Raw genomic sequence first — 12902 nt, forward strand, 5'->3', positions numbered from 1 at the left:
AACCTTTTTATTTTAAAACGCCGCTATATAAAATCTTTACTTCTACTTCCGGTTTAAATTTTACTTTTGCATAATCTTTATTCCAATTTTTTTTCTTCCATAAGTCAGGATGATATGCGATAAGATGTCTTCCGATACCGAAAGCATCACAATTTGCTTTTTGTAACCTGTTCGTTATTTGTTTTGCTTCTTTTGTAAGTTGTTTAGATAATTTTTCATTTAATTTTTTTCTTTCTTCCATTTTGTAAATATTATCTCTTGGAGCCTCAAGGGCTATAACTTTTAGTTGAAGCTTAATGTGAGCATATACATTTCCTTTTCTATCTGTTGTTATTTTTAAGTCTCGCTTTAACTTTCGATTACTAACTTCCATTGTTAAATAATCAGATGTCTTCTCTGATTCATCGCTAGTAAGTTTTTGGGTTATACGGGCACTTGTTCCCATTTTTCCGGTTAATAATACGAATAAAATAGATTGTTTCAAAGGTAAATGCCCAGTTAATTTATCATTGTTAAATAAAGCTAACCCGTTTGTAATTACTTCTTTTCCTTTTATTTTTATAGAAGGGAGGGTAAAGTCTTTACCGGGATCTAACATTTTTGTAGCAGCTGTTTCTAAAGTTTCTTTTGGAAATACACTCATATCTTCTAAGCTTTTCACTTTTTTCTTTAGAAAATCTCCAATTAGTAAATTTCCTACCTTCTTTTTTTCTAGTATCTCGGATGTTTCACCATCTACTGCAATAAGTTTTACTAAAGCAGTTGGGTTTGTTGGGTCCCGAAAGCTGACATCTAAATAGGGGAGTATACCTTTTTTTAGAATTTTGGTTCCTAGTAATTGAACACCATATTTAAAATAGCGAATATTCCCAGTCACATTTTTTTTTAGGGCATCGCTTGTATCCCTTATGTTATGCCCGTTTGCTGAATGTATTTCATTCTCGAATGAAGATTGCTCTCCGCTTGAACTTTTTACGAGTTCAAGCGTTTGCTGAAGTTTATTTTCTTCCGTAATATCATATCCAATGCTATAAGCTAATCTCGCTTCTCTTAATGGTTCTTGATCCCAACAGCCAGAAAGGAATGCACTAGTACATAATATAAAAAGTAATTTAACTCTTTTTTGGAACATACTGTTCTCCTTTCTTATTCCTTATTACTGAATAAAGTAGAAATAAAAGAGGGAGGACAACTATGAAAATATACGTGAACTTATCAGTAAAAGTTGCAATTACTTTTAATTCTTCAGGTGTATCTATAAATAGGGCTACACTAAAAGCAATAATACCAACGATTGGAACAGCCTTTTTATGATTAGCCAGATTGAAGATATGTCCAATTCCTATAGAAGCAGCACAATAATAACTAGCAATAGAAGCTACAACAGTTATCATCCATATTGGGATGAATAGTAAATCGGTTCGGTCTATAATCCCAATATGTAGAGAACGCAATAAGTAAGCAACTGGCTCTGGAATAAGTTCAACTTGTTTTGGACTAAATACGATAAAGCAAATCCAAACAGTAAAAGTATAAAAAAGAGTTACAAATCCATTAGCGATAGAAATTGCTTTCAGTTTTGCCACAGAACTCCCGTTTACTTTTGGGAAAGCGATAAGAATAATCTCAAAACCATACATAGCTGTAATGGTTTCTTTTGATGCTTGAATAATATTCCACCATCCGGCTTCTGTAATTGGAAAAATGTAAGAAAAATCAGCTCGTGTAAGCCCTAGGGCAATTAAAAGAGCCATTGGTAAAATGAGAATAGAAGCCATGACGTAAAACCGTACGATGACTTTGAACGTATTATAAGCTATGTAACAACAAGCTATTGTAAATAGCATGAGGGTGGCATACCAAGGAGTTGCTTGTAATATCCAAACTTTAATGACATTACAAGCATTTAACATAACCGTCATACCGATAAGGGTAAAATAAAAAACATAAGCAAAACCTAATAGTTTTCCAAACTTATTCCCAAATAGCATACAAACACTTTCATACATATCTGCATCAGGAAATCGTTTTAAGAAAAGCCACATAAGTAAAATAATAAGTTGAATTGCAAGACCAGCGATGAGAGCAGAAATCAATCCGCCACCTTTCGCTATTGGGTGAAGACGGTTTGGTAGAGAAAGTATACCAACTCCGATTTGGCATTGAATAACGAAAAAGGTAAATTGAACAAGTGAAATTTTACTTTGCGTGTTTGTCACCGTTCTCATCCTCTCTCGTTACATGTTGTCGTTGCATTTTTTTCGGTTTTGAATCATGTGGTCGTTCCCAAAACGACCAAATTGGTAGTCGTACAAAAGAGTCTTTCATATCTTTTATCCGCATCGGAGCAACAGGAGAAAGATATGGGGTATGAAATGAATGTAACTGGCATAAATGAACGAAAGTTATAATGAGACCGAATGATATTCCTACATAGCCGAATATGGCAGCAAGGAGCATTAACGGAAAACGAAGAATCCGAACTGCGGAACTCATATCATTTGATGGAACAAGAAAAGATGAGATTGCAGTTAAAGCTACAACGATAATCATTGTATAAGAAACGAGACCGGCTTTTACAATTGCATCACCAATTACTAAACCACCTACAATACCGATTGTTTGTCCAACTCGGCTCGGCAAGCGAATACCAGCTTCCCGTAATAATTCAAAGATTAATTCCATTAAGAGAGCTTCAAAAATAGGAGGAAGTGGCACTTTTTCTAATGAAGCTTTAATCGTATAAACAAGTTCGAGCGGCAACACATCAGGATGAAAAGCAACTGTTGCGATATATATAGCGGGCAAGAGAAAGGCAATCAAGAAACTGACTAAGCGAATCATTCGGATGAAAGAACCGACAATCCAGCGGTTATTATAATCATCTGGTGATTGATAGAAAGCAAATAACGTAACAGGAACGATAAGTGCAGTTGGATCTCCATCAGATAAAATAGCAACTCGTCCTTCCATTAAATTTGCTGCGACTCTATCTGGACGCTCTGTATTTAATTGTTGCGGAAAGGGTGAGAAAGACGTATCCTCTATAAATTCTTGTATATATCCTGGAGGCATAAGTGCATCTGTCTTAATCGTTTCTAACCTTCTTTTTACTTCTGTAACTAGATCGTCATTAGCTATGTTTTGCATATAAGCAATTGCCACTTTCGTATGCATTTCTTCACCGAGTGTGAAATATTTAACGACGACATGTGGACTTTTTATGAGTTTACGAATAGAAGCTAAATTGGTTGCTAAATCTTCTATGAAACCAGTATGCGGTCCACGTACAATGCCTTCATTATCAGGTTCTGTTATATCTCTCTTTAAAGATAAAGCCGTTTCGAAAATACAAAAACTGTCGACCTGTTCATGAAAATATAAGGATTTACCTTGTAATAAAAGCTGTACACCATAATTTAAATTTGTTTCTTTTTTCATATTTAATGTGGAAAAAGCTTTATCTAAAGACAAATCAGACCGCGTTAATAATGGCTCAAGAGCTAATTGATGCATTAAATTTGGATCTGATAAAGATTCGATATATAAGATCGTTCCTTTTCCGTTTTGAAAAGGGAGATCTAATTTTTTTATATCATCAGAATGGAAAAGTTTATTTTCAATGTAATTAATGTTCTCCGGAAGTGATGGAAACATATGCTTTTTGCTATTATCTTGTTGTGAACTCTTCTGTTCGGCCATACTTTCCATCTCCTTTACATAGGAATTATTTCTGTTAATTTTTGCTTTTTGTGAGAAAATTATGCTTGGTTTATTTGGAAAAGGTAGGGTGATGGGAAGAAAGTATGTATTTGCGATATTAATATATATCTTTTGTACTATAAGTGGGTAAACCTAGCGGTATGTATAATTACATCATTCGATGAATATGAAATTTAAGAAAAGCGATTTATAATAATAGTATTGTGTCTTGCCTTTTTAGGTGCAGTACACAGCCGGTGATTGGCTAGTGGAGGTTCTTCCATTTTGCCAGTGCCGGTTTTTTATTGGATAATAGAGAAAATGAAGTTTTATAAAGAAAGAAGGGGTTGTTTTGAAGGATGTAAATTTTATTTTTATAAGAGAAAAGATTGCTAGTTCTTATCTTTATTTTATTTCTTTTCTTGGTTTGATTACTATAACTATATCTTTACTTGAAATTAAAATCCCTTCTCATTCAACAATACTAATATTGTTATTAATATTTATGGGGATTGCAGAGTATTTTCCTGTACGATTTTGGAGAGGAACGAGCTCGCTTACCTTTCCCATAATTTACGCTATGAGTTGGCAGTTTGGAATCCATATAACTATTATTGCTATTGTACTCGTAACGTTAATTATTCACCTGCATCGTCGTTCACCAATACAAAGAATGTTATTTAATAGTACTCAGCATGCGCTTAGCTTGATCTTGGCCGAATGGTTTTCAAATAAATGTATGCACTTATTAATTAACAATATAGATATGTCAGTTCTGTATGAAAATTTAATATCTTTGTTATTATTTTGCGTGTTTTTTTGTTTTTTCAACAACCGCTTTTACGATTTGTTAATGATACTCCTTCCACAGCCATATTCAATCTATCAGTGGTATAAAAAAACTGTAACGGTATTCCTTTGCGAAACTTTTGGTTTCTCTTATGCGGCCTTGATGCATGTATTAATTAGTAAATATAGTGTGGAAGTAAATGAGATTACAGTACTTTTTTTCTTTTTTCCACTTGTAGCAATTTCAGTGATTAGCTCTTTTTCTGTACGGATAAGGATGGAGAAGGAACGATTATATGAGCTGTTTCTTATTACGACAGAAATTAGTCGTGGACTAACCGGAGGGAACCTGAAACATATTAAACAAGCACTTAAAGGTTTTTTTGGCATACAAGCATATGGAATATGGACAAAAGATGATGGAAACTGGAATCTTCTATTAAAAGATGGGAAAGTCCGTTTCGATATTTCTGATCATTCGGAAAAGTTTGAGGGAATCTCTAAAAATCTTGTGTTTAATGATTGGAAAACTGGTACGGCTCCTGGAGATGAAATATTTGATAGTGTCATACGCTCCCTTGTATATTTTCCTCTTATTGTAAATGATGAACTAGTCGGAATGTTTGTTGCAGGAAAAAGTAGAACTGCGGGTTTTTTCCCGGAAGATGTACAGTCTTTAGCTACGTTTTCTAATCAATTAGCTAACGTAGTTAAAACAAGGATATTGATTTCTGAACAGGAAAAAAGAATGATTTTAGAAGAAAGAAATAGAATCGCACGCGAAATTCACGATGGTATTGCGCAAACATTGGCAGGGGTGATATATCAACTAGAATCCGCACAGAAAAAATATCGTGATAAACCAATAGATATGCAACAAATAGTAGAGAAAAGTATAAAAGATTTAAGAGGAAGCTTAGGAGAAGTTCGCTATTCTATTTATGCTTTAAAACCATATCCGACACAACAATTAGGGCTAAAGCAGGCGATAGCAAGTAAAATAAAGTCTTTAAAACAAGAATATGAACTAGATATTACATATCATGAAAGAGGTCATGCACGTGCACTTAGCTTTTCAAAAGAAAGAGCTATTTTTGATACATTACAAGAGAGTTTGCAAAACATTGTAAAACATGCACAAGCAGACAAGACTGATGTTTTACTTAGCTATCAAAGTGAGCACGTGCTTTTAAGGGTTAAGGATAATGGGGTTGGTTTTTCACTATTTGAGTCTATGGTTAAAACGAAGAATGAGCCACATTATGGTATATTACATATGAATGAACAAGCTGAACAATTAGGGGCTACTTTACAGATTGATAGTTCTGTAGGGAAAGGGACAGAAATTACACTATTAATTCCAGATTCACAAACAAGGGGTGCGTAAAATGATTAAAATATTAGTAGTGGATGATCATGCTTTTTTACGAGACGCAATTCGGAGCATACTAGAGGATGAATCTGATATGAACGTGGTTGGAGAAGCTAGCTCTGGGGACGGAGTATTGGAAAAAGTAGAAGAATGCAGACCAGATTGTATTTTGATGGATATTAATCTTCCTGGGAAAAATGGTATTGAAGCTACAGAGTTGGTGAAAAAAAATTATCCGAATTGCCGAGTACTTGTGTTTACAATGTATGAGCATGATGAGTATTTAATGGATGCACTCCAAGCTGGTGCTGATGGGTATTTATTGAAAGATTCATCATCGGAGCAGGTAGTAGCAGCAATTCGGATGTTATATCGAGGTGATTCAGTTATTCATCCGCGTATGACTAAAAAATTAATTACATATCATCAGCAAAAAATGAAAGTAGAATCAAATGAAAATGAACTGACGGAACGTGAAAAGGAAATTCTCTTTGAATTAGTAAAAGGACTTAGTAATAAAGAAATTGCTGAAGCTCTGTATATTAGTGATAAAACAGTTAAAATTCACATCAATAAAATTTTTAAAAAACTAAATGTGAAAAGTCGGTCGCAAGCGGTGATTTATGCTGTTCGAAATCAATTGGTTCCGTTGGATTAAATAAGAGATGTTTAAAAGAACTATCGTGTTTCTTTATTCTATATTACAAAGAATAAAGAGCAAGATAGTTCTTTTGTACTATGTAGACATAGAATCATTAGAAAAAAGATACGCCTTTCGTTTAATTTTCAGAAAAGTTAGAATGTGGAATAATAAAAATAGAATTATTGCTTAAAGCTACTAATAATTCATGTTGTAAATCATTGTAGTTGGAAACAATTTATGGGGGCTTTTATAGAAAGAAGATTAGAAGTGTGGGGATGGCGGTAGTAGTGTTGGAGATTTTTGATCCTTTTAAATAGATCCAAGGTTGATAGAATTGCCAATGCTACATAGGAGCTCAGAAGATTTATTTTAGAAAAAATAATTTTAATAATAAGGAGATGCGCTATGAAGAAGGGGAAATTCGGAAGAATACTTATCGGAACGCTAACTGTTGGTATGTTAATGTCTCAAGGAATTCCATATAACGTATTGGCAGAAGAAGTAAATACATCTACTTTAACTGGAATTGATGATGCAAGTTCTATATTGAAAGGACTTACAAAGGAACAACGTAATGCTTTAAAAACACTAGATACAAAACCTGGTTTTGTTATTTCACCAGGCATTAATACAGCAAGTCCTGATAATGTGAATGTGATTGTAGAATTTAAGCAAGCACCTAGCAAAATCGAGATGTTAAAACAAGCAGCTAAAGGGAAAAAAATAGCTCTTTCAACTGCAGAACAAAAGGTGGAAGCATCGCATAAAGGATTTAAAACTGAGCTTGAACAGCTTCAAAAAAAGAAAGATAAGGGGCCGGATTTTAAAACTGCCAAAATAACAAGAGAATATAAGAATGCTTTTAATGGTGTGGCAATGTCGTTACCTGCGAATATGATCGAAGATTTAGTTCGCACTGGTATTGTTAAGCGTGTATGGGAAGATCGTGAGGTCAAAATTGATTTACCGAAAGAAACAGCTAAGACGGCTGCCGAACCCAAAATGGCAGATAGTGTACCACAAATTGGTGTGGACAAGCTGCATGATGAAAAAATAACAGGAAAAGGAATTAAGGTAGGTGTACTGGACACAGGTATTGATTATAACCACCCTGATTTAAAAGATGCTTATAAAGGGTATCGTGCAAAGCAAGGTGAAGATGCAAGCAAAATAGATCCGAACTCAATAAAAGGATGGGATTTTGTTAATAATGATGCTGATCCAATGGAGACAACGTATAAGGATTGGCAAAATTCTGGAGGATATCCTGAAATTTATGATGGAAGTGCATACTATACATCCCACGGTACTCATGTAGCTGGGACAATTGCTGCAGACAAAAAGAATAGTGTGGATTATGCAGTTACGGGAGTCGCTCCGGATGTAGATTTATATTCATATCGTGTATTAGGTCCATATGGAAGTGGACAAACAAGCGGTATTCTTGCTGCGATTGATAAAGCAGTGAAAGACGATATGGACGTTATCAATTTATCATTAGGTGCGTCTATTAATGATCCTTTATATCCTACTTCTATTGCAGTAAACAATGCGATGTTAGCTGGTGTTGTTACAGTAGTAGCGGCAGGTAATAGTGGTCCAGAAGAAGGCACCCTTGGATCACCTAGTGCAGCAGCACTTCCAATTACAGTTGGAGCAAGTGACGCTGCGATGACTATCCCGACATTTTCCGCCGATGCAGCTGATTTACATGTGGATAAAATGATGCTACTTGGAAAAAGCTTTACTGATAAGATTGAAGATTTGAAAGGTCAATCATTATCTGTTGTATATACAGATCTTGGGAAAATAGATGATTTTAAAGGGAAAGATGTACAAGGAAAGTTAGCGCTCATCCAGCGCGGTGAGATTACATTCGATGAAAAAATTAAAAATGCTAAGGAAGCAGGTGCAAAGGCGGTAATTGTATATAACAATGTAGATGGTGAAATTACAAGTTACCTTGGGGAAAGTACTTCATCTATTCCATCGTTCCGCTTAACAAAGGCAGATGGTGAGAAATTGCAAGCAAAAGCTGTCCAAGGAGATGTCTCTTTAACATTTGGAGAACTGAGTAACACAAAAACAGAAGGAGATCACTTAGCTGATTTCAGCTCTCGCGGTCCTGCAAGTAAAACAGATGATATTAAGCCGGATATTGTAGCGCCAGGTGTTTCTATTTTCTCAACTGTTCCTGAATATATTAATGATCCAAAGGATGGAGAAAATTATCCGGTAGCGTATGGACGTATGTCAGGTACATCTATGGCAACTCCTCATACAGCGGGGGTGGCGGCACTCATTTTACAAGAACATCCAAACTATAGTCCGTTTGAAGTAAAAGAAGCGCTTATGAATACTGCAGTTGACTTAAAAGAGGCACGCTCTGTATTTGAGGTAGGATCAGGCCGAATTGATGCGTATCGTGCAGTTCATGCAGATACAGCTATCGAGGTTATCGATAAAACATCAAACGTTGTAAATGATGAAGAAGTAGAAATTGAAGAAAAAACAGGGTCTATTGCATTCGGGTATAAAAACCAATTGGGAAATGGACCTATTAAAGATAGTCGAAAAGTCTTAATTAAGAACAGCAATAAAACAGACGAGAAAGAGTTTAAATTAGAAGTAGAGTTTTCACCAACAAGTGTAGGTGTGCAAGATGCAGCGAAGAATGGTGTGAAGCTGAACGTACAAGATTCTATTAAAGTAGCTCCTAGTACATCAGGGGAAATTAGCCCTGAAATTATCATTCCAGAAAACGCTGAATTTGGTAGATATGAGGGATATATTCATATTTCAAATAAAAAAAATGAAAAAGAAGTATATCAAGTGCCATTTGCAGTTAAATTCACAGAAAAAGGAATTGAATCTGTAGATTTGCTGAGAGATGCAATGGCAACAGATACATCTAACTTCCATCCATTTATGGAAAGGCCGAGTTCACCGCTGACATTTAAATTGAACAGTCCACTTGAAACTATCGATGCAGTGGTGAAGGATCGAAAAACAGGAAAGGCATTAGGAATTGTGGGGACAATTAATGCTAGCAGTCTAACACCAAATATTGAATATATCATGTTCGATGGTATGGGTGGCTATGTATTCCCGTTTACAGGAGATCCAAATCATCCAATTGGAGACAAGCGAGTTACGTTGCCTGATGGAGATTACCAACTTGATTTCATTGGATATGACAAAGAAGGGAAACCTTATACAAAAGGAGATAGCGTAATTATTGATAATATCAAACCTGAAATGAAATTTACCGATGTAAAACCTGGCGTTCATGAGGTAAATGAATCTATGTTCAAAGAAGAAGATGGTCAGCGTGCATTATGGGTATATGGTAACATTTATGATTCTACGATAGATGTATTAAAGGCAAAAGGCCTTCAGTATGACCAAAAAACTAATGAAATTGTATATTACCAAAACTCTGCTTTTCCGTCAGGTTGGTTGAATACAATTCAAGCCAATGGTGATTTTAAATTTGGTGTACTTCCAGAGGAAATCAATGAACCGCTTAATTTAAGGTTATTTGGATATGATCTTGCAACTGCATCAAATATGGCAAATGGATTTAAAGATTATGTCTTTGTTAAAGAGGGAACGGAATACGCTGTCCCAAGCTATGACAAGGATAAAGTTAAACTAGGAGAAAAAATTACATTAACTTTAAATCTTAATAATGTGAAACAACTTATGTCAGGTACATTTGAGATTCCTTATAGTAAACAGTTGTTTAAATTTGTAGATGTTAAACCAAATCCAGCACTTGCAGAATATGCAAAACAACATGGATTAAATATTAAATTAGAAGATCCAGTGATAAATGAAGAAGGAAACTGGGAAAACAAGGTGAAAGTTGGTGCATCTTTAGAAGGAACAGAATTTAAAGGTCTAGATGGAGACGCACCATTTGTAGATGTTACATTTGAGATGACGAGTGACGAGTATTTTAATAATTTAACAGCATTTGGAGTAGATAAATTCTCTTATACAAAAACAGGTGCATCAGAAGGCGTTGAGATTCCTGTGTTTAAAGATAAATCCTTTTCTATTATTTCGAAACATGCAATGGTTACAGGATATATTGGACCAGAAGCTTTCTTAACTGAAGAGGGGTATTTAGGTAAGAATGACTACACAAAACTAGGAGCAAAAGTGTATGCAGTTGGTAAGGATGGAAAGAAATATACAGGAACGGTTGATGATAATGGGCAATTTGAAATTCATAGTGTTCCAGTAAGTGATACAGAATATAATATTTTCGTAGAAATGCCAGGTCATTTAAATAGTAAATTAACTACAAAAATAGGGAAAATGCAGGATGGAGAATTAGTGGGACAAAACTTTAGAGCTGATATGGATGACAGCCTTGCAGGTGATGTAAACGGCGATAAAATGGTAGATATTCAAGATGCTAGAATAGCAGCTCTTTCATATGAAAAAGGAAAAGTGGCTGTAAAAGATGGAGATGTCAATCAAGATGGTGTTGTAAATGAAACAGATATTCGTTTTATTGAGAAGAATTTCTTGAAAAAGGGTCCAGATGCCAAAGAAAATCAGAAACCGAAAGAAAATGTAGGGCCAGTGACGTTAGATAAAATCTTACGTTCCATTGGATTAGAGCCAAAAAAATAAGTGGGCACAATTCTAGAGTAAACTAAGTGATAAAACAATGAGTATAGAATTAAATAGGATTTACTAACAATGGACCGGTAATGATTCGATGTAACATTACCGGCTATTCTTAAAGTGATAGTTATTTGTATACATGAAGTAAATAGTTTAACGTTGGTTAGGTTTCGTTATGGGGAATATTATTTGTTTAATTAGTATTGTTTGTGGGATGGAAATAAGGTTTGGAGTTTGAACTTTAAAAATAGGGGGACTTGTGAAATGAGTATTAAGAAAAAACTTGGTATGGGTGTTGTAACTGCAGGGCTTGGTTTATCTTTAATTGGCGGGGGGACATATGCGTATTTTAGTGATAAGGAAGTATCACAAAACACGTTTGCAGCGGGTACTTTAGATTTGAGTGTTAATCCTGAAGTTGTTATTAATGTCGACAATATTAAACCAGGTGATGAAATGGAACGCGGTTTTCAATTAGTTAACAAAGGAACTTTAGCGATAGGAGACGTGAAACTTCTTACAGATTATAGTGTAATCGATGCTAAAGGAGATAATGGAAGTGCTGATTTGGGTGATCATATCCGTGTCGATTTCTTATGGAATTTGGATAAAAATGAGGTTCCAATTTGGTCTACTACATTATCTGAATTAAAGGTAGCTACGCAAAACGGAAGTATTCCTGATCTTGTACAAAAAGGTGTTGTAGACCGAGAAGGAAATGGACTTGCTCCTGGTAATGATGATACTTTCTATGTAATGTTCACATTTGTAGATAGCAATGAAGAGCAAAATGTATTTCAAGGAGATTCATTAAAATTAAATTGGACTTTCAATTCAATGCAGACAAAAGGTGAAGAGAGATAAAGATAAATATTATATATAAGAATAAATTGATGAAGAATTGAGAAATAAAATTTTTAATAGTGTAAGGGTTGATTTAGTGAATCAACCTTTTTTGTGTTTTGAGAGAAAATTATGCTTGGATTATTTGAAAAAAATAAGCTTGAAAGTTACGTTACGTCATCTTTTATACTTAAGGAAACAAGGAGTAGAGGGATGGTGTATATAATTTTGAAAAGTATGTGGGGATGGAAAGAAATTTTATATTTATTTGTGTTTGTATTTATTATTGTTCCAGTAACTGTTGAATCTCTTTTTTATGACTATGCTTTAAAAATAATAGGGAACTCATTATATGCTGGAGTATTAATGGGATTTATAATGGCAGTGATATTTACTACTGTAGTTTATCTTTTTTGTATAAAAAGATATAAGATCTCGTGGAGAGATATTGGAATTCGGAAGCTTTCATGGAAAGATTTCTTATGGACATTTGGAGCGGTTATTTTCTTAATTGTAGTTAGTATTGCTGTATTAATGATAATGGAGAAAATGGGTATTTCTTTTGAAAATAGTAAAACAGAAACGGTCCAAAATGATAAATCAATATATTCATTCTGTATCGCGGTAATTGGAGCAGCAGTTATATCACCAATCTATGAAGAGATTTTGTATCGAGGGGTTTTTTATACGTTTTTTCGTGATAAATATGGTATATGGGGCGGAGTGCTTATAAGTTCCATAATATTTACCGTTGTTCATATTCCAACATATAACACATTACCAGTGAATTTTTTTAGTGGAGTAGTATTTGCGTGGTTATATGAGAAAACAAATTCTATTTTATCAGCTATGATTGCCCACGCATTATTCAATTTTATAGCAGTACTTCTCACATTTATGTCGAATTAAGAA

Annotated in this window: 8 protein-coding genes; 5 read left to right on the top strand and 3 right to left on the bottom strand. The window is 34.5% G+C overall.

Annotation, left to right across the window (positions count from 1 at the left end):
* Nucleotides 1–7: 7 nt before the first annotated feature.
* The 3 genes from gerKC to gerKA are packed head-to-tail and all read right to left on the bottom strand — an operon-like array spanning nt 8 to nt 3702.
* Complete coding sequence (gene gerKC / locus ILT06_RS26625) at nt 8–1132, bottom strand: spore germination protein GerKC (protein ID WP_064477098.1); 1125 nt, start codon at nt 1130–1132, stop codon at nt 8–10.
* Nucleotides 1113–2219 (bottom strand): GerAB/ArcD/ProY family transporter, encoded by a 1107-nt coding sequence (locus tag ILT06_RS26630; RefSeq protein ID WP_088046980.1) that lies wholly within the window; start codon nt 2217–2219, stop codon nt 1113–1115. The genes gerKC and ILT06_RS26630 overlap by 20 nt, the downstream gene beginning before the upstream one ends.
* Nucleotides 2200–3702 carry a spore germination protein GerKA gene (gene gerKA / locus ILT06_RS26635; RefSeq protein WP_222655664.1) on the bottom strand — a complete coding sequence of 501 codons (1503 nt, stop codon included), beginning with the start codon at nt 3700–3702 and terminating at the stop codon, nt 2200–2202. Before gerKA ends, ILT06_RS26630 begins: the two co-directional genes overlap by 20 nt.
* A gap of 352 nt (nt 3703–4054) precedes the next feature.
* Between gerKA and ILT06_RS26640 the strand changes: the two genes are divergently transcribed.
* From ILT06_RS26640 to ILT06_RS26660, 5 genes are all read left to right on the top strand, one after another.
* On the top strand, nt 4055–5878 hold the full coding sequence (locus ILT06_RS26640; RefSeq protein WP_154131414.1) for a GAF domain-containing sensor histidine kinase: 1824 nt from the start codon (nt 4055–4057) through the stop codon (nt 5876–5878).
* 1 nt (nt 5879) lies between these two features.
* Nucleotides 5880–6521: a response regulator gene (locus ILT06_RS26645; RefSeq protein WP_000590680.1), complete on the top strand. Its 642-nt coding sequence runs from the start codon at nt 5880–5882 to the stop codon at nt 6519–6521.
* A gap of 390 nt (nt 6522–6911) precedes the next feature.
* Entirely contained in the window at nt 6912–11153 is a 4242-nt protein-coding gene (locus ILT06_RS26650) for a S8 family serine peptidase (RefSeq protein WP_222655665.1), read from the top strand.
* A 258-nt stretch (nt 11154–11411) separates the two neighbouring features.
* Nucleotides 11412–12011, top strand: a complete 600-nt coding sequence (locus tag ILT06_RS26655; RefSeq protein ID WP_088046976.1) for a TasA family protein — start codon at nt 11412–11414, stop codon at nt 12009–12011.
* A gap of 201 nt (nt 12012–12212) precedes the next feature.
* Nucleotides 12213–12899, top strand: a complete 687-nt coding sequence (locus tag ILT06_RS26660) for a CPBP family intramembrane glutamic endopeptidase (protein WP_064477166.1) — start codon at nt 12213–12215, stop codon at nt 12897–12899.
* Nucleotides 12900–12902: the final 3 nt, after the last annotated feature.

It is taken from the genome of Bacillus sp. 17RED48, assembly GCF_019837545.1.
GTDB classification, from domain to species: domain Bacteria; phylum Bacillota; class Bacilli; order Bacillales; family Bacillaceae_G; genus Bacillus_A; species Bacillus_A wiedmannii.

Bases quoted from the DNA above. Each gene is read 5' to 3' on its own strand.
- ILT06_RS26645 (WP_000590680.1), top strand. From the start codon at position 5,880: ATGATTAAAATATTAGTAGTGGATGATCATGCTTTTTTACGAGACGCA.
- ILT06_RS26655 (WP_088046976.1), top strand. From the start codon at position 11,412: ATGAGTATTAAGAAAAAACTTGGTATGGGTGTTGTAACTGCAGGGCTT.
- gerKC (WP_064477098.1), bottom strand. From the start codon at position 1,132: ATGTTCCAAAAAAGAGTTAAATTACTTTTTATATTATGTACTAGTGCA.
- gerKA (WP_222655664.1), bottom strand. From the start codon at position 3,702: ATGGCCGAACAGAAGAGTTCACAACAAGATAATAGCAAAAAGCATATG.
- ILT06_RS26650 (WP_222655665.1), top strand. From the start codon at position 6,912: ATGAAGAAGGGGAAATTCGGAAGAATACTTATCGGAACGCTAACTGTT.